The organism is Streptomyces sp. DT190 (assembly GCF_049846985.1).
Taxonomy (GTDB): Bacteria; Actinomycetota; Actinomycetes; order Streptomycetales; family Streptomycetaceae; genus Streptomyces.
On record NZ_JBNCNM010000019.1, the window covers coordinates 135,404 to 154,549 of the forward strand.

Annotated in this window: 20 protein-coding genes and 1 pseudogene; 9 read left to right on the forward strand and 12 right to left on the reverse strand. The window is 70.0% G+C overall.

Features of this window, described 5'->3' with window-relative positions; genetic code table 11:
* Positions 1–26: 26 nt before the first annotated feature.
* The 4 genes from ACPXCS_RS28770 to ACPXCS_RS28785 all read left to right on the forward strand — a co-directional run bounded on the left by ACPXCS_RS28770 (position 27) and on the right by ACPXCS_RS28785 (position 3,713).
* On the forward strand, positions 27–1,259 hold the full coding sequence (locus ACPXCS_RS28770; protein WP_425823596.1) for an ATP-grasp domain-containing protein: 1,233 nt from the start codon (positions 27–29) through the stop codon (positions 1,257–1,259).
* 630 nt (positions 1,260–1,889) lie between these two features.
* Positions 1,890–2,522 carry a hypothetical protein gene (locus ACPXCS_RS28775; RefSeq protein ID WP_413093254.1) on the forward strand — a complete coding sequence of 211 codons (633 nt, stop codon included), beginning with the start codon at positions 1,890–1,892 and terminating at the stop codon, positions 2,520–2,522.
* A gap of 65 nt (positions 2,523–2,587) precedes the next feature.
* The gene (locus ACPXCS_RS28780) at positions 2,588–3,052 is read left to right on the forward strand and encodes a hypothetical protein (protein ID WP_413093255.1); all 465 of its coding nucleotides are present in this window, start codon (positions 2,588–2,590) and stop codon (positions 3,050–3,052) included.
* A 151-nt stretch (positions 3,053–3,203) separates the two neighbouring features.
* On the forward strand, positions 3,204–3,713 hold the full coding sequence (locus tag ACPXCS_RS28785) for a hypothetical protein (protein ID WP_376620728.1): 510 nt from the start codon (positions 3,204–3,206) through the stop codon (positions 3,711–3,713).
* A gap of 118 nt (positions 3,714–3,831) precedes the next feature.
* Here the strand turns inward: ACPXCS_RS28785 and ACPXCS_RS28790 are convergent, their stop codons facing one another.
* The 7 genes from ACPXCS_RS28790 to ACPXCS_RS28820 all read right to left on the reverse strand — a co-directional run bounded on the left by ACPXCS_RS28790 (position 3,832) and on the right by ACPXCS_RS28820 (position 11,348).
* Positions 3,832–4,737 (reverse strand): hypothetical protein, encoded by a 906-nt coding sequence (locus ACPXCS_RS28790; protein WP_425823594.1) that lies wholly within the window; start codon positions 4,735–4,737, stop codon positions 3,832–3,834.
* A gap of 209 nt (positions 4,738–4,946) precedes the next feature.
* Positions 4,947–6,134 carry an integration host factor, actinobacterial type gene (mihF, locus tag ACPXCS_RS28795; protein WP_413093258.1) on the reverse strand — a complete coding sequence of 396 codons (1,188 nt, stop codon included), beginning with the start codon at positions 6,132–6,134 and terminating at the stop codon, positions 4,947–4,949.
* Between the two features lie 104 nt (positions 6,135–6,238).
* A complete protein-coding gene (locus ACPXCS_RS28800; RefSeq protein ID WP_425823592.1) occupies positions 6,239–7,084 on the reverse strand; it encodes a hypothetical protein in 846 nt (281 codons plus the stop codon).
* Positions 7,085–8,438: 1,354 nt separating this feature from the next.
* Positions 8,439–8,759, reverse strand: a complete 321-nt coding sequence (gene mihF, locus ACPXCS_RS28805) for an integration host factor, actinobacterial type (RefSeq protein ID WP_425823590.1) — start codon at positions 8,757–8,759, stop codon at positions 8,439–8,441.
* On the reverse strand, positions 8,756–9,052 hold the full coding sequence (locus ACPXCS_RS28810) for a hypothetical protein (RefSeq protein ID WP_376620733.1): 297 nt from the start codon (positions 9,050–9,052) through the stop codon (positions 8,756–8,758). The genes mihF (ACPXCS_RS28805) and ACPXCS_RS28810 overlap by 4 nt, the downstream gene beginning before the upstream one ends.
* A gap of 216 nt (positions 9,053–9,268) precedes the next feature.
* Positions 9,269–10,150, reverse strand: a complete 882-nt coding sequence (locus ACPXCS_RS28815) for a hypothetical protein (protein ID WP_425823589.1) — start codon at positions 10,148–10,150, stop codon at positions 9,269–9,271.
* Between the two features lie 58 nt (positions 10,151–10,208).
* Positions 10,209–11,348, reverse strand: coding sequence for a VVA0879 family protein (locus ACPXCS_RS28820; RefSeq protein WP_425823587.1), 1,140 nt, complete (start codon positions 11,346–11,348; stop codon positions 10,209–10,211).
* A gap of 517 nt (positions 11,349–11,865) precedes the next feature.
* Here ACPXCS_RS28820 and ACPXCS_RS28825 point away from each other — a divergent pair.
* The gene (locus tag ACPXCS_RS28825) at positions 11,866–12,288 is read left to right on the forward strand and encodes a hypothetical protein (RefSeq protein WP_425823585.1); all 423 of its coding nucleotides are present in this window, start codon (positions 11,866–11,868) and stop codon (positions 12,286–12,288) included.
* Positions 12,289–12,346: 58 nt separating this feature from the next.
* Positions 12,347–12,805 (forward strand): hypothetical protein, encoded by a 459-nt coding sequence (locus ACPXCS_RS28830; RefSeq protein WP_425823583.1) that lies wholly within the window; start codon positions 12,347–12,349, stop codon positions 12,803–12,805.
* Here the strand turns inward: ACPXCS_RS28830 and ACPXCS_RS28835 are convergent.
* The 5 genes and pseudogenes from ACPXCS_RS28835 to ACPXCS_RS28855 all read right to left on the reverse strand — a co-directional run bounded on the left by ACPXCS_RS28835 (position 12,763) and on the right by ACPXCS_RS28855 (position 16,186).
* On the reverse strand, positions 12,763–13,191 hold the full coding sequence (locus ACPXCS_RS28835; RefSeq protein ID WP_425823581.1) for a hypothetical protein: 429 nt from the start codon (positions 13,189–13,191) through the stop codon (positions 12,763–12,765). The two genes, ACPXCS_RS28830 and ACPXCS_RS28835, sit on opposite strands and share 43 nt — an antisense overlap.
* A 138-nt stretch (positions 13,192–13,329) precedes the next feature.
* A pseudogene (locus tag ACPXCS_RS28840) lies at positions 13,330–13,578 on the reverse strand (lasso peptide biosynthesis B2 protein); the annotation flags it as partial.
* Between the two features lie 37 nt (positions 13,579–13,615).
* Positions 13,616–14,170 (reverse strand): AAA family ATPase, encoded by a 555-nt coding sequence (locus ACPXCS_RS28845; protein ID WP_425823579.1) that lies wholly within the window; start codon positions 14,168–14,170, stop codon positions 13,616–13,618.
* A gap of 266 nt (positions 14,171–14,436) precedes the next feature.
* The gene (locus tag ACPXCS_RS28850; protein WP_425823577.1) at positions 14,437–15,270 is read right to left on the reverse strand and encodes a hypothetical protein; all 834 of its coding nucleotides are present in this window, start codon (positions 15,268–15,270) and stop codon (positions 14,437–14,439) included.
* 151 nt (positions 15,271–15,421) lie between these two features.
* Entirely contained in the window at positions 15,422–16,186 is a 765-nt protein-coding gene (locus ACPXCS_RS28855; protein ID WP_425823576.1) for a hypothetical protein, read from the reverse strand.
* Between the two features lie 565 nt (positions 16,187–16,751).
* Between ACPXCS_RS28855 and ACPXCS_RS28860 the strand changes: the two genes are divergently transcribed.
* From ACPXCS_RS28860 to ACPXCS_RS28870, 3 genes are all read left to right on the forward strand, one after another.
* Positions 16,752–17,102, forward strand: coding sequence for a hypothetical protein (locus ACPXCS_RS28860; protein WP_425823574.1), 351 nt, complete (start codon positions 16,752–16,754; stop codon positions 17,100–17,102).
* An 89-nt stretch (positions 17,103–17,191) separates the two neighbouring features.
* Positions 17,192–17,668: a hypothetical protein gene (locus ACPXCS_RS28865; protein ID WP_413093270.1), complete on the forward strand. Its 477-nt coding sequence runs from the start codon at positions 17,192–17,194 to the stop codon at positions 17,666–17,668.
* A gap of 161 nt (positions 17,669–17,829) precedes the next feature.
* Positions 17,830–18,249, forward strand: coding sequence for a hypothetical protein (locus ACPXCS_RS28870; protein ID WP_413093271.1), 420 nt, complete (start codon positions 17,830–17,832; stop codon positions 18,247–18,249).
* The last annotated feature ends 897 nt before the right edge of the window (positions 18,250–19,146 follow it).

Below are 19,146 nucleotides of genomic sequence, written 5' to 3' on the forward strand. Positions count from 1 at the left end.
ACCCCACGCCAGAACCTAGGAAGAACATGAAGATCTGCATCGTCGACGGCTACTCCACCGGCGCCAGCCTGACCCGCCGCCTGCGCGACCTCGGCGTGAACTGCATCCACGTCCAGAGCGAGCCCCGCACTAACGGCTTCCTGCAGCGCACCTTCCGACCCGACGACTACTCCCTGGACTTCGGCTACACCGACGACATCCCCGCGCTCGCAGGGCAGCTCGCCACCCTCGGCATCTCCCGGGTCATCGCCGGCTCCGAATCCGGTGTGACGCTGGCCGAGACCCTCGCCCAGCAGCTCGGCCTCCCCACGAACACCCCCGTCGGCCGTCTGGCACGGCGGGACAAGGCGCTGATGTACCAGACCACCGAGCGCGCCGGGCTCGACGTACCGCAAGGAACCACGGCAGTCAGCCCGGGGGCCGCGGCCGCATGGTTCACCGCCTCCGGCCTCACTGAGGCGGTCGTCAAGCCCCTGGCCAGCGCGGCGACCGACGGTGTGCGCTTCTGCCGGACCCCTGAAGAGATTGCCCACGCCACCGAGGCGATCCTGGCCAAGCCGAACATCTTCGGGCAGCGCAACGCCGCCGTCATCGTCCAGGAGCGGCTGTCCGGCGACGAGTACTACATCAACTCGGTCAGCTCGGGTGGCGTCCACCGGATCGCGGAGATCTGGCGCTACACGAAGCGGGCCTCCGACGGACCCATGCCCGTGTACGACTACGAAGAGCCCGTCGCCCCGCACACCGCCGAGGCGAAGCTGCTCAAGGCCTACACCTGCCGTGTCCTCGACGCGCTCGGCATCCAGGAGTCGGCCGCCCACACCGAGGTGATGCTGACCGCCCGCGGCCCCGTCCTGATCGAAACCGGCGCCCGACTCGGCGGCGCCACCTCCCCGGACGTCATCGACAAGTACCTGGGGACCTCACAGACCGCTCTGCTCGCCGCGGCCCTCGTCGACCCCCGCACCCTCCTCGACTTCGACGACCAGCTCGCCTCCTGGCCGGGACGGATCCGGAATGTCGAGTTCATCAACCCCACCCCCGGACGTGCCAGCGCCGAGGCCGCCGGCACGGTAGCCACGCTCCCCAGCGCGATAGCGGTCTGCTCCTCGATCACCCCCGGCGAACCACTGGCGCGCACAAGCGACCTGACCAGCTCCCCCGGCTACGTCTACCTCGCCGCCGAAGACCAGCGCACCATCGAGCGTGACTATGCGCTGCTGCGGCAATGGGAACGGGACGGTCTCCACGTTCAGTAGCCGCTCCTGCTCTCCCGAGCTGACGGCTGGCCCGGGCCGCCGCTTGATTGCCCGCACCACCACATTTCGGTGACACGAGAGCCCCGCCGCATCTCTCTGCGCCCTGTACCGTCCACAGCCGCTCGGCGTCGGCCCGAGCGACAGATGTCCGAGCTGGGGACGAGGCAGGGCCCGAAAGGTGCAGGCGAGGGCCGACGGGACTCCTCCGGAACGGAAAGCGTTCGCGCAACCCCACCGGGCCGGATAGCTTCTGCGGATGATGGCTCCGTGAAAGAGAGCAGGCTCCTGTAGCTCAGAAGGCAGAGCGGCCGTAAAACGGAACGGCGACATGGTGAGACGGTTGCGGATGCACCGGGACCGGGCCCTGGCAGTCAAAAGCTCCAGGGGTGGGGAACCTAAGCGAGGGACCTGAAGACTCGGGCCCCGAACCCCCGGCAGGGAAGCGCGTTTTCCAAGCTCACCTACTTGGCGCGGGTTCGAGTCCCGCCAGGAGCACGAAGCAGCAACCAAGGGTCATCCTCAAGATCAGGATGGCTCCTGACGAGCGGCCCGGCGCGGGTGCAGCGCTGCGTCCCATATCTCTCCCGGGGGCCGCAGCGCGCCCAGGCTCGGCGCGGCATGATGATGCACGTGAACGGATCCGTACCCCATCAGCTCATCATTGCTGCAGCGCAGGCCGCCGGCCCATGCCGACCCGGGCTGGAGGCAGCCTGGCACGGCCGGGTGCGCGAGCTCGCGCTGAACCTGTACCTGGACGGCACCCAGCTGGCCGCCGACATCGCGCGCGTCGAAGGCGCCAAGGACCGTGTCCGCGGCGTCCTCACCCGTGTCGAGATCGAGGAGAGCAGCAACCGCGCCTTCATCTACATCAAGGCTCTGGGCCGGGGTGAGGAACGGTTCCGTACCGATCGGCTCGAGAACGACTCGGGCAAGGCGCTGTATGCCACGGCCCAGCGCCTGGTCGGCCGGCTCGTCCGCGTCTACAAGGAGATGGAGACGACGAAGGCCCAGGCTGGAGAGCGGCCCAGCAAGGTGCGAATGGCCGTGCACCTGGTCGACCTCGGGCCCGCTGACGGAGCCGTCGCCGAGAAGGACGCCAAGGACATGATGGTCGAGGCCGTGGGCGGGGACACTGAACGCGCTGTCGCCGCGTGGCGAGCCGCTGGTCTCCCGGACTCCGGGCCGATCGCCCAGGAGAAGCTCGAAGCGGCCCTGGCCGCCATCACGGCCGGAGACCCAGGGAACGACGGCGCCCAGGAGTAGCCCACCGGGATGCCAGCGCCTGCACCTGGCCGAGGGGTGTCCGGTCACGGCGGCAGGATCGACCCATGATTGACCTGGGAATCCGCATCGAATTCTTCGACGCCGCCACCGTGGACGTGGACCAGCGTCGCCTCCTCGGGGCGCTCTGCCGCCCGGACGGGTACCTCGCTCTTGCCGTCCCGGCCATCGGCAGCCGCCTCAGCGTCAGCTCGCTACGACTGACGTCCCGCGACGACTTCCGCCCCTTCGTCCTCGGTTCCACGCTGCGCGTCTGTGATGTCGTCCATCAGCCGGCGCCGCGACGGCATGGGCGCGTGCCGGACTGGTGGGGGGACTCACCCCACGAGCCGACCGCCACTGTTGTGCTGAGGGCGGCCCTACGAGGTTCCTCTCTCATGCTGCTGCCGCAGATCCGGCAGTTCGCCGCCGATGGATGGTCCCTGCAGGACCCCACCGAGGGAAGCGAGCTGGAGCGAGCGTGGCACAAGGCCCAGCAGCAGGTCGCCGAGCAGTGGCCGCTCACCGCCTGAGCGGGCTCTCCGTCCGGTGTCCGGCCGTCCGGCAGCGCGCGTGCAGGGTGTTGTGCCGCAGTGCGAGCATCACCTTGGCGGAGGGCCTCACCCCCGATGCGGGTTTCGCCTAGGCTCGGCGCGTCGGCCCTTCCGGAGGAAGCTCTCGCTCATGATCACACCCATCGTCGACCCGCTCTCCGAGGAGGCGGTCGCCACCTATCTCCACGACGTAGCGAGGCTTGCTGAGGGCAACTACAACACAGACGGATGGGCGTTCCCCACGCTCTACCACTTCCTGCTCAGCCACGGTCGCCGCTTCACCGTCTCCCCTCCTCCGCCCGACCTGACGGGCATGGAGCCACGGCTGTGCTACAGCAATGCCGCCCGGTACGCCCGCGACCACCGCTCCGAAGGTCTGGTCTACGCCGAGGGGTTCGCCCTCCCCGGCGGCGTGGACTTCCCTCTCGCGCACGCCTGGTGCGTCCGGGCTGATGGGACGGTATTGGACCCCACCTGGGCCGATACTCCCGGCCGTGCCTACATCGGAGTGGCGTTCCGTGATCCGCAGCGGTGGCCGTATGACGGCGGCGGCATCCTCCAGGACCCGGACAGAAGCTATTCGCTCCTCAAGGACGGCCTGCCAGAGGATTCTCTGCTGCCGGCCGGGCGTCCCCTCTGACTGACCCGGTATCCGCTTGAGCTGGTGGCGGCCTCGGACTTCGGCGGCCGCCACCAGCTCCTCTGCCCAAGAACACGAGCGGGCGGCGTCGGCCCAGATGCCCCCAGGGCCATTCCCCTCACATGCCATCTACGGCCGTGTCCCCCAGCGCTCGCCGTGTCGGACACGGAGACGCAACCCCGCAAACCGGGCAACTGCCACCCGAGATGAGTGGGTGGAGAGCGCGGGCGTCATCCGCCGCGGCCGCGAGCCGGTTGCGCTGATCAGCAAGCGGTACGACCACTCGCCCGAGAACCGACTCGACGATCCACTGGTTGCGGTGTTGTTCGTGCTCGTCGGCAGGCGGCCTCACCCCGTCGTGCAGGGCCGCTGTGAGCTCCCGGCGCATCTGCATCGCGTCGACCGGACCGAGTGTGGGTTGCAGGACCTCCTTCAGCAGCCGGTGTGCCGTCACCGTGCACCGGCCGGAGGAGGCATCTGGGAAGGCTTCTCTCAGCAGTGCCCACAAGGACCGGGAGGTTATCTGCGGCGATCGACCGGTGGCCGGAGCACCGGGATCGACGCCCCACGGCACGGCCACCTCTCCCGGCCCGGGCGTCGCGGAAGACTGCCTGGGCCGGGGGGCCCGTCCGCGGCCCGGATACGCGTCGGAAAGATCACGCAGGCGGCGAGCTGTGGCGACTGCTTCCTCATCCAGGTGCCGCTGGTGGCGAAGCCCCAACGCCCCCAGGTCGGCCCACCGGTCCTCTGACCAAGCGCTGTTGGTCTCCGCCCGTACCCGCTGGAGCTGCTCGACCTCGGCCAGAGCCAGCGCTTGGCGCTCGGAAAGCTCGAGAGTCCAGCGCTGCCGCTCCGATGGACTGTCGGGCGCACCGAACAGGTCGAACTCCTCCTCCAGGTCCTCGATCCGGTCTGCGCACCAACGCCGCAGCGCACGGGCGATCGTGTCGCCGTGCGTCAGCAGCGCGGTCTCGTCAAGCAGGTCGTCGCCGGCGGCCGGTCCGGCACTCGGGTCCGTGGTCATGGGCAGTTCACTCCAGGCTGGGAATCAAGAGACCCCAGTGTGGAGCGAACGGCGCACCAGCTGCGGATTCGACTGTCCGCGCGGTCCTCCTGACAGCGAGAGCCCGTGGGTCCGGCGGTTTCCCCGCAGGGTTCACATCCCCCGGGTCTCTTCCCCATTCCTCAGACCGGCTCGCACGCGGAACCGTCAGCCGCGGGCGACTACGTGGCTCACGAAACGGTCGAGCATTCGTGGAGCAGCCGCTCACGTTGCTGGGCCCGGAGGGACTGCAGACGCCGCTGCTCGTCCAAGCCGACCTCCGCCAGAATGCGCCTCCGCGCAGCGGGCCCAACGCCGGGCAGCGACTCCACCAGCCGGCCCACCCGGGTACCGCCGACCACCCTGTCCTCCCGTGCCAGTACATCGGGCAGCGACAGGTCGCCGGTCTTCAGCCGCCCCAGCATCTCCGCCCGCTCACGCCTGACCTCGGCAGCCTGCCGGAGCGCCAGCGCCCGGTCCTCGGCGGTGCGCTCCGGAGGAGGAGCCGCAGGCGCTGCACGGCGCCTCTTGGGGGTTTGGGAGACGACGTCGTCTGGATCAGGGCCGCTCAGCTGCCCGAGCCGTGTCGGCCGGGCGAGCAGTCTGCTGGTCAGGTCGTGCTGAGCCGCCCGAAGAGCGCGGATGGAGCACGGCAGGTACGGGTGCTTGGCCGGCTCACCGTAGCGGGGCCGGCCCGGCTTGATGGTGACCCACACCTGCGTGACGGTCCCACCCTCCAGCTGTTCGGTCAGCCGCTTCCAGGTATCCAGCCACCGGTTCATCGTCCGCACAGCCAACTCGTCCAGAGGGAAGACGCGCTCTCCCAAGGTGACGGTGGGCGGGGCCGCCTTCAGGTCGAGGGCCGACACCTGAAGACCAGCGAGTTCGGACAGCGGGCGGCCGGTGACGAGCCTCAGGGCCGCAAGCGCGCTGGTGCGTTCCCACGTGCTGCGGTTCGTGCGCGGCGGTCGGTTGTCCGCAAGGAGCTCCACCACCCGGCGGCTCTCGTCGACCGGCAGGCCCTGGCTGTCGGGCCACCCCTCGGAAAGACGCTCCGGCTGACCGAGGTGACGAGCAAAGGCGTTGAAAGTGGCGCAGCGAGCTGCCTGCGACGCCGCGGCCGCGTCCTTCTTGCCGGCCACCCGACGCTGACGGGTGTAACCCGCGGCCGCGGCGTTCAGCCACGCGACCGCGTAGCCAACGTCCGCGAGGTCGCCTGCCTGGATCCGCTCCTCGGGGAGCTCGAGGAAGTCGCTGAGCACCCGCAGGTACTCGTTCAGGAAGAAGGCACGCTGGTCGTACGTCGCCTGCGGGCCGCGTGCCAGCTTCTTCAGCAGCGCGGTGATCTCGGTGCGGGCGGGGCGTTCGAGCCGGTCCATGACGTCACATCGTACGACCGGCGTGTCCGCCGCCTGGTGATGCACGCAGGGCAGCATCTAAGCAGCGGACTCACCGATGCGGCCACCGGCCGACAGATCACCGCTCAGGCCGAGACAGCCGTCTCCCAGTGGGCGGGGAGTTCAGGCTGCCTGCCGGTCAGCTCCTTGTACTCCTGGTCATGCCGCTCACGCTGATCACGCTCCCGCCCGTTGCAGGCGTCCCACTCACTCCACATCGCCTCGGAACCCCCGGCATCCTCCCAGCGCCCGGAGTCCACCGCGGTCCGCCAGGCATCCACCCGCTCGCGGACCTTCTGCACATCCCGCTCAAGATCGGCGTCCTCGGCTTCGTGCCGGCGCCACAGAGCAGCGAGCTCCGCCTGGTACGCCGCGTACGCACAGTCGAACGCCTCCTCGGCCTCCCACCGCGCCTCCGTCTCCCGCGCAGCCTCAAGCCGCTCGCACGGAACGGTGCACCCGACGTGTACCGTCCAGCACTTCACCAGATGGCAGCCGTGGCAACCTTCCGGCATGACGCTGTGCTCGATGATCCGGGCGCCCGGGAACCGGGCCCGCAGCAGCGCAGGAGTCAGCGGCCACCCTCCGAACAGAGAGATCTGCTGCCTGGAAGTGAGCTCCGGGCCGCCGGCATCAGGGTCGTTGACATCGCTCCACGTCAGGTCGACTCCCTCCGGAGTCCGCACCCGGTACGCCCAGGAGTCCCCCTGGTGCCCGGGAGTGGTGATGTCGTCCACGACATGGTGAAGATCGACGACGTACCCCTCGTAGGGCGCATTGACCGCGCGCAGTTCACGGTAGGCGGCGGCGGGCCGCTGCCCCGTGGCAGCCACGCGGGCCTGGGTGTTCCGGCGCGCCTTACGGCTCTTGACCATGGTGAACCCCTCCGGCGGACCCCACGCCCCCGCCGTCCGTTCCACGATGGAAGACATACCGGCTGGCTACACGACAATGCAGCGCTGCGTCCGAGACGGCTTGGCCGGTCCTGCGGCGGCGTGGGCGCCCATGCAGGCCGGAGTCAGGTTGCGCTACCCCCGGAGCCCGACTCTAGCGGTCGTCCCAGATGCCCCGAGCCTGCCGACGGTTGCCTCACCCCATCGAGGGACTTGAGGTCTGAGACGCCTACCGCTCGTACTCTTCTTCGTCCCAGTCGACCCTGCGCTCAGCGTCGATCAGATCGTTCATCTCGTCGTGACTACGTTCCTGGCTCATACCTGGACCTCTGGTGTCGATCGGGCGGTGGTGAAGAAGGACGACGGGGCGGAGCGTCCTGCACGCTCGGTGGTTCCGGCAGCGAGAGAGGCGACGCCAGCGGAGTGCCGGAAGCCGGCCTGTGGCTGTCCGGAAGATTGGGCGCGGAGGAGCCCGGCTGTCAGGCCGTGAGGAACGTCCACCGGACCGTCGAACACTGCGACAGCCTCGGCCAGGAAGACCGTGAACGACCGGCCCACCCCCGCACGAACCGCAGGTTGCGAGCGGCAAGGAACAAGGCGCGTACGGCTCATGACGGAGCACAGCAAACTCTCTCCCTCGGATTGGCAGGCCCATGAGGCGCGGGGTTGTGTCGGCCACAATGGCAAGGCCTGCGGACACCGGCGCAGGCATCAGGTCCCCACCCACATGCCGAGGTGACAGTGAACGGTCTGCGGTTCCGAGGTATGCGCCTCACGCCGTACACCTCCGACGGACAAGCCGTCGAGCACGACGTCCGGACGTGGCCATTGCTGGGAGTGGCCTGCCGGGACGAAGCCGGCACCCGGCTGTGGCTGGAGACCACCGAGTCCGTCGCCAGCGCGGTACAGCAGTTCACTCCGCCCCCGGCCGACGGCTGGCACGAGGTAGCTCTCTGGGCCGACACCCCCGACGGAGATCTGGGGCAAGCAGTGGTACGCGAGGTCGAAGCCCTCCGACTCTGGGCTGTCGGCCTTGGATACGTCGCTCTGTACGGCGGTCCGGGCAACGAGCCGGAGCTCACCCGGGTACCCACACCCCCTGCCGGAGTAGAGCTGGGCAGCGGCGACCGCCCGGGCGCATGGTCGGCAGCAGCTATGGGGCGGCAGATCGCGGATGAGTGCCGCTCCACGGAGGAGGCTCGCCAACGGCGGCGTGCGGCGGTGGAAGCCGCCCGGAACGAGCGCCGCACAGCACGACAAAGGGCTCGGGCCTAGCCAGGTTCCGATCGCTCGGTGCCTGAGTCCGACAGCCCGGAGGGACAGCCGGGACGCGAGGTCAGAGGACGACCAGGCCCCGGTGCCCAGCGGGACGGGCACCGGGCACCACGGCGGCTCACTTCTTCTGGGGCGGGAAGAGATCGAGGAGCTTGGCCTTCTGACGGGGACCGAGCCCTCGGACTCGGCGGCGTTCGGATATACCGATGTGGTCCAGGAGCTGGCCGGCACGGATTTTGCCGATGCCCGGCAGCGCTTCGAGCAGGGGGCGTACGCGGATCTTGCCTGCGACCGTGTCCGTACGGTCGAGGACTTCGTGAAGGGAGATCTGGCCTGCCTTGAGGCTGATCAGCAGTTCACTGCGTTCCTTGCGGGCAGCGATGGCCTTCTGCAGTGCCTGGGCACGGGCGTCGGCGGTGAGGCGGGGCAGGGCGGTCACGAGAGGGTGCTCCTGGTCGTTGTAGGGGTGTGGCTGTCGGAAGCGGCCGCCGACTCGTGCCCAGGCGCGGCCGCCGGCCGGGCAGGCGTCAGCGGGCTGCCGAGCAGTGCTGCGGCGACGGCTTCGGCGTAGGGGCTGATGACACCTTCGTCGTCGCCCTGGGCAGCGTCCTCAAGCAGCTCGGTGAGGGGCTCGTACAAGGCCGGGTCGACGAGAGGGTTGCCCTGGCGCAGCGAGGCAATGGCCTGCTGCAGGAGGGCGTCGCCGCGCGCAGCGGGAGCCGCGTCGTTCATGATCGTCCTTCCTTGACGACCGGCGTCGACACGAGCGTGCGAGCGGTCGACCACATGCGATGTCCGTACGGCCGCCCCCGGCGCGAGCTCGCGCCGGGGGCGGTGTGTGGCTACGTGAGGCAGTCTGCCGTGCGAAGCGGACACCGCGGCGCTCACGCAGTTGGCCGGTCCGGCCATCAACTGCGTGAGGTGACGCCGTGGCGTCTGCGGAAGTCCTCAGATGTCCGTGCGGAGCCGCACGAAGTGCAGGCTGCCGTGCCTGCCGACAGGCGGACGCACCTCGGCAAGAACCACCCCAACGACCAGGTGCTCCTCGGAGCCGTCTTCGCGCTGCCGGCGAGCGCCCACGTGACCTGTGAGCTGCCGGGCGACTTCCGCAGCGCGCACAGAGTCCAACCGCGGTGAAGTCTCCGCTTCCCTGCCGTTGACCAGCACTCGCAACGCCCAAGGACGGTGCACCGGCCCGATCACCGCGATCACCTTCGCGTCGACCGGATCACCGTCGGTGCGCCACTTCACCCATGCCCGGGAGGCCCGCGTGCTGTAGGGCGAGTCAAGCCGGCGGGAGACCACACCCTCCACTCCAAGATGTGCCAGATCCCGCGCCTGCTGTACCGCCTCGGCCGCGCTGTCGAGCCCCGGCACCCATCGCACACCGCGCCCCGCCAGGGCTCGTTCAAGGAGCAGCAGCCGCTCCCGCAGCGGCCGGGAGCGAACGTCGAACGCAGGCCGGCCAGGCGAATCGGAGAAGGCCAGGATGTCGAACGCGGTGAAAACGACCCCGACCCCATGGGAGGCCCGCCACGCCGGCGTGCGTGCGAGGGCACCGAAGTCCATCCGTCCGTCCGCGTAGGCCGCCACGATCTCACCGTCAAGGACACAGTCGGGCAAGTCCATCAGCACAGTCCGCAGTTCGGGCAGCTCCCTCGTGATGTCCCGGCCGGACCGGGAGTGGACCAGGACCTGACCGCCGCGGCGGTGAACGGCTGCCCGCCACCCGTCCAGCTTCATGGCATGGGACCAACCGGGCCCCGCAGGCACGGACGACACCGCGGAAGGGCGCATGAGCGGGACGGGAACAGGCACGGGCTCGGTCATCGGGTTCACCGTGCCGTGCACAACACGGTGAACCCGTAGCGGCGCGCGTCGACGGCCGTCAGTTCACCAGCTCGGCGCCCTGACCTGCTACTCGGCCACAGCCATCGACGGCAGCCTTCAGCTCGCGCGCCACACCGTGCCACGCGCTGGGCTCGACCACCGCGCGCTGACGGATGCGCTGCCCTGTCCACGACTCCCGGCCTTCGACGACCGCCGCGATCCGCTCGGCGGCCACGCTGGCCACCGGCGTGATCGGGCCTCCGGCGTAGAAGACCGGGCTGGGCCGCTGGGCCGGATCGATGGAGGTGAAGGACCATCCGTGTTCGGCATCCCAGGAGAACCACTGCAGACCACCCAGCTGGTTCCGCCCGCGCAGTGTCACGTCGCCGTCGGCCGACAGGTCGAAGCCGTCCTCCACCCGGACCGCGGCCTGCTCCGTCACAGGGATGCCGCGGCCAGTCAACAGCTGTCCGACGAGTTCGATGTAGGCGCCGATGGCCGGCTCGAGGTCCGTCGCGACGTCGAGGAGCGCCTGACCGTCCGCCCAGGTGTGCACTTCCTCGACGGCCGTCCACTCACCCAGCAGCTCCTCGACCCGCCAGATGCAGTCCTGTCGGTGACGCCGGCCCACCGGCCGGTCGCATGACTCGCACACATCGGTCTGGTCTTCGTCCCCCTCCTGGTCCTCCTCCGCCTCTGCCTCGGCCTCCGCCTGGGCGTCGACACGAGCCTGCCAAGCCGCGGCCCGTTCCTCCTGGCGCGCCTTGTTCCTCGCCACGTCCTCGTCCGGGGCCGGAAAGGCGAACACCCGGAACTCCCTCCCGTCGACGACGACGGTGTAGCCGTACAGGGGGATGTGGCCCCAAGCGGCCCAGTCGCACGGGAATGTGTGGGCTCCGGCGCCGGGAAGGTGCCGGCCGAGGCATTCGGTGAACGCCTGCGTCAGCTCTGTGCTCCCGGAGACCTCGGCGAACCGTGCGACGGACGTGACGTGCCCGCACCGAGGGCACAGGGCAGACCACTGGCTGATGTCGTCCGTGCCGAACCGGGCCCGCCCGGCGGCCAGCCATTCCTCGTGCGTGAGACGCGCCCGCAACGGTGGCAGCGCGACCACCTGGTCGCGGGCGGCGTTGAACCCGCCGCCCGCCCGCCGCTGGAGCTGGCGGGCCCTGCGCTGCACTGTCCGGTTCCGTGCCATGCTGCGTCCTTCGAGGCCGCCCACGCCCGGCCGTCAAAGTCCACGGTCGGTCTCACAAGAGATGGTGCGTGCCGGGTCCGGGACTCACCCCGCGGACACCGCGAGGCTCCTTCGCCTCGTCGCTGGGACCGCGTGGGGTGTCGCATCAGCGGGAGACCGGCAGGCACTCTGCCGTCCACCCGACGCTACCGGCACAACGAGGAGCGACTGCCGGGAAGTAGGCAAAGGTCCCTCGAAAGAGGAGCCGTGGTGTTGACGGCCCGTGCCCTCGGGGCGGTGCGGACCAAAGGACGGGCGGTCTTCTGCGTGCCGGCGGCAGACGTCACGCACCGCTGTCCGCCGCCGGCACGCCCTTGCCCACCCATCAACCAGTCAGGGCCGGCACCTCGGGGCCTCGGGACGCGGCCGTCTCCCGCTGCCGGCGCTGTAGTTCGCGGACTGATGACCATCTGCTCGGCCTGCGCAAGCATCCAGCCGACACCCCCACAACCGCGATCCCGCCCCCTCGGAGAAGTCGATGACGCACCGCCACCCCACCGATGGAACCTGCGCCGCCTGTGACGCCACCGGGCTGCCGTACGTAACGGCCAGCCAGCTCAAGCCTGGGCTGCTCATCCAGACGGTATTCCGGCCGTGGCTCGGCCAGGAGTACGAAGTCGGAGAAGTGGCGACGGTGGACGTGGAGCCGCTCGATGTCATGCGCGACGGAAAGCCGGTCGACGCGGTCACCTGGACGTTCGCCTGGCACCTGACCTGCCGCGACGGGGAGGTGATAGCCCAGTTCGCCGACAGGACGAACACCTCGTACATGATCTGCGGCTACAGCGAGTACGCCCTGTTCGAGCCCGGCGCGGTGCAGCGGCCCGACCTCACAGTCCGGTACGGCGCCGAACGTCCATCCGCCCCTGTCTACCCGGGGCAGCCTCCCACCCCCGCGTAAGGCCGCCCATCCCGCCCATCTACGAACGGAGAGCACCGTGGGCAGCCTCTGGCGCCGTATGGACGCCACCGCCATGACCGGCACACTCATTCGCTGGCCAACGCACCTCGACAGCTACGGGGGCTGCGGCACCAGCGTGTACGCGCTATGGCCCGAGCGCACCGAGGAGCCCATGATCGTGTGCGCCGCAGGTCTGGACGTCCATGCCGTGCTCACCGAGGAACCGGTTGGCCCGGCCCCGGCATGGCGCCAGGCGTTCCCCGACTTGGACGACGACGACATCGACGTCTCCTCGCGCTCCGACTGCCTGATCGGACATCTGCTGCTCGGGACCACCGGGGCGACCTGGGCCCTTCGGGACCCCGACGCAGATCCCGAGGCTCCGACGCACGAGGCGTTCTCAGGCTTCTGGCACGCGACTGAGGAGGACCTGACCGGGGCAGGCCGTCAGGTGATCGATGCCCTCAGCGCCTCCTACGGACGACGGCCCGTGCTGCTCACCGTGCAGGACACCTGATCTTCCAGCGGCGCGGGCGTGCTGCGCGCCCGCACCCTGCACGCTCGATAGTGCGCCAGCGCCTCAGCCAGGGGTTCGTCCACGAACCCCTCGGCCTCCTCGACAGCCTCCAGCGGAAGGAGGTCGTCGGCGGCATATCCCAGGGCGGGGATCCCCCGCAGGTGCAGACTGAGCGCCTCCAGCCGACCGAGGATCATCGCCTGGCGGGCCTGCTCCATGCTGAGACAGCGCCACCACATGTACCGGCCGGAGGCGCTGTCCGGTCGGGAAGGCAACAACGCCCGGACATCGGCGGCGCGCACGGCCAGCACCTCCGCTACCGGCTTGGCGAGCTGGACCGCCAGCCAGGACACCGAATCGGACCTCGCAACCTCTGCCGTGACCATGGGGCCCACGATCGCAGCCGTCACTGACATCGAAGGGAGAGCTAGGGCATGCCGAGCCTCTTCAGCCAGGCCCCGATGTCGGGGCGCGGACGTTGTCCGCTTGACCCGGTTGCCCGTACGACGAAATGCGCGAGTGGATCAACCAGACGCGGGGTGCGAGGGAGCGACGGCTGACGGCCCGATGAAGTCCGTGGCCAGAGCATCCATCACCATCTCGTCGCACACCTGGCCGAGCCAGTACCCGGCCTGCCGGATCGCACCGACCTTCCGGAGCCGGATCGGGTCGGACGCGATTCCGTGGCACCAGCGCACGCCGAGGCGCCGAGAGGCGAGCAGCAGTACGGCGGCGACGGACTCCTCCAGGCACGCGGTGCGTCCGGGGGAGTACCAGCCGGCCCGGCCATCATCGCTATCGCGGCGCTATTCACGACAGGTTCAGGAGGGTAAGGGCCTCCGCGACGACCTGGTCCGGAGTGAGCGCGGTCGTGTCGATCACGTCGGCCCGCTCACTCAGCCAGGAGCCGTACGCCTGCTCGTAGACCTCGAGCTTCCGACGCCGGAAGGCGCGGACCTTCTCGCTGCGCTCCTCATCGCCGGGGAACTCCATGCTGCCTTCGATGCGCCTCTTGATGACGTCGGAGTCGGCGTGCAGAAGGAGGTGGTGCACCTCGACACCGGCCTTTGCGAGGGCGTCGAAGATCTCCTCGGCGTACTCGCGGCGCAGCAGCGTCATCGGCGCGATGACCGGCCCGCCCCGGGTCTGGCGGTCGAGCTCGGCGCAGAGGCCGGCGACCAGGGTGCGCCAGGCCGGGTAGTCCTGGAAGTCCTTCTGTCGGCTGGGGTGGTCGCCGATGCTCTTCCGCAGGACGAAGCCGATCTCCTCGGGGTCGGTGATCAGGCTGGTGGGGAGCTGCTGGTGGAGCAGGCGGGCGGTGGTGGTCTTGCCGCCGCCGAAGGGACCGTTAACCCAGATGATCATGTGTGCGTCGCTTTCGTGTTCTCGGTGATGGTCCTCTCCACGCAAGCGGACAGGTCCGTGTCGGCGCGCCGGTCGAGGGAGGCGTACAGCCCCCCTGTTCGAGAGCTTCGGCGTCGGCCAGCCGCCCCCCGCACCCGCCAGCCGCTCAGCGCTTCCGCGAGGTCCGCGACCGCCCCAGCATCCGCGCGATTGTCACCGAACTCGCCCACCGCCAACCCCCACACCAGACGGACCGAGAGGCTGACTGTGCCCAGGCCGCTGCGTTGTCAGTCCAGCAGGTTGAACTCGAGGTCGACGATGACCCGCGCGATGTGCTCCGGGTGTTCGTCGAGGAAGGTCCGCAGGTCATCCCAGAACGGCCATCCGTCGAACGAGTCGTGGGCGTAGAGCTTGAGAGCGCCTCGGGGTTCGTCCTCGTCGGGTTCGCGTTCGAGGTAGGCGTACCCGAGGCGGTCCAGTTCCTCCATCGTGCTGCTGATCTCGCTCTGTGACCGGCGGGTGCGCCGGGACACCTCGGCGATGCCGAGTACAGCGTCGGCCTGGACGAGGAAGGAGAGGAGGCTGCGGGCCGGCAGGGTCAGCTCGGCGAGCTTGTCCGCGATGGTGTTGACCATCGCGACGTCGTCGTGCTTCTCGTCAGGCGTGAGCTTGTCGACTCCGATGGCGGCGTGGAGTGCGTCGAGGGTGGTGGCGTAGTGGACGGTCGCGGCTTTCGTGTGATCGGTGAACTGGGCCTCGATGTACGCGGCCGCTGCGCGGAACCGGTCTTCGTGCTTCTTCTTCATCCTGCGCAGCATGGGGGCGGGGTACTTGCTGCGGCTGTTCACGTGGTCGATCCGGGTGTGGTGCTTGGGGCACAGGAGCATCAGGTTGCTGGCGGCCCGGAGGGCCTGCCGGTCCAGTGCGGGATCGTGCCGGGGGCTGCTCGGCTCGACGCCGTGGATGTGGGCCACTTCGCCGATGAATGCGCCGTCTTCGCAGATGAGCCGCTCGGTGCAGGGGTCGAAGGCGCATTCGTTGCCGCTGAGGATCCACAGTTCCCGGGCGACCTGGCCCAGCGGCTCCATGCGGTTCGTCGGCTTCTTGGGTGAGGGGGGCACGGTGGGAGTCTTGCGTACCGCGGCGTCCCTGTGTGAGCGGATGCCGGATCTGTGCCGCCCGCCCCGGTGGAGCTGTCCGTCCCTGCTGCGGGGAGGCTCCACCGGGGCGGCCGGGCCCGGCCGCGGTGAGGGCGTCCGGGCGGTGGGTGGTTCAGGTCTGTTCTTCGGCTGCCAGTTCGTCGGCGAGGAGGCCGAGCTGCCACGTCTGCTCCTGCAGAGTGTGGATGATCTTGCCGAGCCGGCGTTCCCGCTTGGCGCCGGCGGCGCTCTGGTGGGGGTTGGTGTCCGCCTCTGCGAGGAAGCCGGCGAGGCGCCGGAGGGCCTCGGTGCCGAGCTTGAGGTGGCTGAGCGGTGCGAGGTCCTTCTCGGCGACGGGGCCGGTGAGGGTGGGGTAGCCGTCGGGGCGTCGTTCGATCACCCGGGTCTCGTCGAGGCGCAGCAGGGCGGCGAGGGCGCGGGCGATGTGGGCGCTCTGCGGCGGGACGGCGGCCGCGCCTGCGCCGGCGTGGGTGGGCGGGGTGTCGCCGGGGTAGCCGAGGACGCCGGCGCCGAGAAGGTCCAGGACTTGTTCGGTGCACCGGCGGGCCCGGGCGCGGTCCTGTTCGTCGAGGGTGAGCTGGTCGAAGACGTCCTCTCCGTTGATGGCGAGCATGGACCAGGCGGGGAAGTGGCGTACGACGGTTGTGTGCGGGCCGAATTCGGCGTGGGCTGCGCGGCACAGGCTCTCGGCGTTGTTGATGAGTCCGGCGCCGAGCATCAGGTCGGTGGCGATAACGAGGGGGCCGGGGCGGTCGCGGGTGGGCCAGACGCGCAGGCGTACGTGGGAGCGGCCGCCGGTGCTGAGGGGGAAGGGCCAGGCGTGGTCGTCGCGTACCGGGGTGGTGCGTGCGGGAGCGGGCAGGTCGGTCTCGGTCATCGGGTTCCTCTCGGCGCGTGGGCCGCGACGGTAGGCGCGGCCGCGGACAGGCCTGTCGCAAGGGGACTGCGCCCGGGGTGGCCAGAGGGGGTGTCCGCTCCCCCGCGTACGGTGCGCTCGTGCCTCACCGAACCGCCTCTCCCGTGTCTACGACCAGCCAAGAAACCCATAACGGCAAGAAGCGCTCCGCCCTCCTTTTTAGCCCGCCTGCCCCACCCGCACCGTGCCCGCCGGGCCGTGACGACTCGTCACGGGTCGTCACGTGTCGTTCCGAATCGTCACGTCCGGGCCCCCAAGAGGGCCGGGAGCCGGACAGCCACCCGTAGAGGAGGACTCCAGGCTTCTTGCCGTTATGGATTCGTGGGCTGGTCGCAGGCACGGGCGCTGTCCTCTCTCTCAGTGGTGCCCGCACCGTACGGACAGGACCGGACAGCACCATCAGGGCAACCGCGCGGCCGCCGGCACCCGGGATTCGCCAGACGTCGCCGCCGGTGGTGGCGCCCCGTTCACTGAAGGCCGTCCCGGCAGGGCCCAGCACCTGCCCTACGCCAAGGAGCCCGACCCGATGCCCAGCAACGGCACTCCCCTCAACCCCCTCGCGCTCATCGCCGCGCTCGAAGCCGAATGCGTGGCCATCGACGGCGAAGGCCGCTACCTCCCCTTCGAGGACCTCATCAACTACGTCCGCACCCACCTGAGCGACGAGGAACTGGCCCAGCTCGCCAAGAAGCCCACCGACCCCCACCTCAAGGAGGGCGACGTCATCCTCCACAACGGCCACCCCGCCACCGTCCGCAGCATCGACTTCCACGCCCCCAACAAGCACCCCCGCTCCGGCCTCCCCCGCCACCGGCCCGCCACCCAGATCACCACCAGCCGAGGCAGCCTCTACTTCACCCTCATCCCCGACGCCTGAACCCACCCGACGAGCCCCACCCAGCAGGCCGCCAGCCGTGCACCACGCCCCTCACCCACGACCCCGCCAGCAGCAAAGGACAGCCGCCCATGAGCGCGCAGGAGAGCCGAACCAGGTTCGTCTGGTCCGACAGCCCCTCGATGGCGTGGGGCCTGGTCTTCCTGGCCGAATCCTCCGACAGCGACATCACCCGGATGTTCGGCCCCCACGCCCACCGCAGCCGCGAAGACGCCGAAGCGGCCGGGCCGGGGCCCTGGCCCGGGCCCACGCTGTACCGGATCACGCGTACCAGTGCGCCGGCGGACGTCGGCACCCCCGCACCTGGCGGTCCCGACTACGCCTTCGTCTCCAGCACCCCCTCCTGGAACAGCAGATGGAGCAGCATCGACTTCGACGCGCACCGCAACGGGGGCCACCACCGGCTGTCGGCGTTTCCCGATGCGGCCGAGGCCATCCAGCGCGCCCGATGGGCGACGGAAGAGGACCGCAGCAGGTACGAGGGCATCGTGTTCCGGGCGTACCTGCTGACGTGGTCGGTTCAGGCCGTCGAGCAGTCACAGCCGTGAGCGGGCTCTGACCCGACGAGCCGCATGAGCGAGGCGCTCTCGCCCGGCCCCTCCAGGCTGTCCGATCGGCCCTCGTCACGATCACCATCCCGCTGCGCATCCAGGCATGGAGCCAGGACCAGCAGCTCCCCGAGCACGACCCCGCAGAAGAGAGACATCCGATGCCCGAGCCGACAACGAACGATCTGATCGTCGCCTCCGTCCGGGAGGAGACGCGAGTGGCCCGCAAGGCCCACCACCAGGCCATCACCCGCCTGGTCAACGCCGCTGAAGCCGAAGACCCCGTTCCCGGCATGCAGCTGGAGACCTTCGTACGGGCGCAGGCTCTGCACCAGTTGTGGGCCCGCGCCCACTCCTGGACGGGCGCGTCGGCGCTGTCCGAGGCGGACCAGCGTCTGAATGTGCCGCGCTCCCCCGAGCCCGCCATGCGGCAGCTGCTCAACACCAAGGCGCCGTTCGTCCTCGGCCAGGACGCGTCAGAGATGGCCCGGCTCGTCCATGAGCACCGTATGGCCATGTACCACCGCTGGCACCGCGACCTGGCAGCCATCCTCGAACGCCACACCGGCAACGGCTGGTGACTGGCTTTCCGCCAGCCCCTCCCCATCCTTCGCCTCCGGAGCGCCCGTGGAACAGCCCCGCACCGCCACAGCCAGGAACCGCCGCGCCCCCGCACCCTCGGCCGCGAGCACCGGGGGCCCTGCGGCCGTCGTAGTCCGCACCCCCGCCGGTGTCCTGCACCTCCTGGCCCCCGGCGCCGCGCCGCCCCCACTGCCGGTGTTCACTGTCCCTCTGTTGTGCTGCACCGACCCGGAACAGGCCCCCGCAGTCCGCGCGTACGACGGTCCCTGGAATGGACCGAAGACATGCCGGACGTGTCTGCGTGTGTGGCGGGGCGACCCGGCCCCGCAGCAGGCTGTCCTCGAGGAGCTGCCCGGCACCGAACCGATCGAGCCCGTCGAGCGGCGCATTCCCGCGCTGCCACGTGAACACCGGGGCCGGCCACTCGTCTGGTGCGACTGGCAGCCACAGCTCGTCCTGTCGCACTACTCAACAGCGTGCGAGAACTGTGAGGATCCGGGGCCCGGACTGATGGCATCCGGGCGCGGCAGTGAACCCCCGGGCCGCTACGTGGCGTTCCGGTGTCCGGCCTGCCAGCACATGACGGTGTACGAGCACCGCGGGCCCTGGGACCTGGACCTGATCTACGAGAACCGCGCGCCAGGTCGCCGCCGCTGACGTTGCCGCACCCCGGCTGGCGAGCGCCCGCCGCCGGACCGACAGGTCGGCAGGCTGGGGCCCCGGCCCAGTCGGTGCGCGGGATTCGCGAGATCGCGACGGTGACGGTGCTCTGCCTCTTCAGTGGCCGAGCCGCGCAGCCGCCGGCAGTCCTCTCTCAGGAAGGCACCCGATGAACGCCGACTCGCGTACCGCAGCTTCCCACCCGCAGTCCTCTCCCGCCGCTGCGAGCGGCGGAC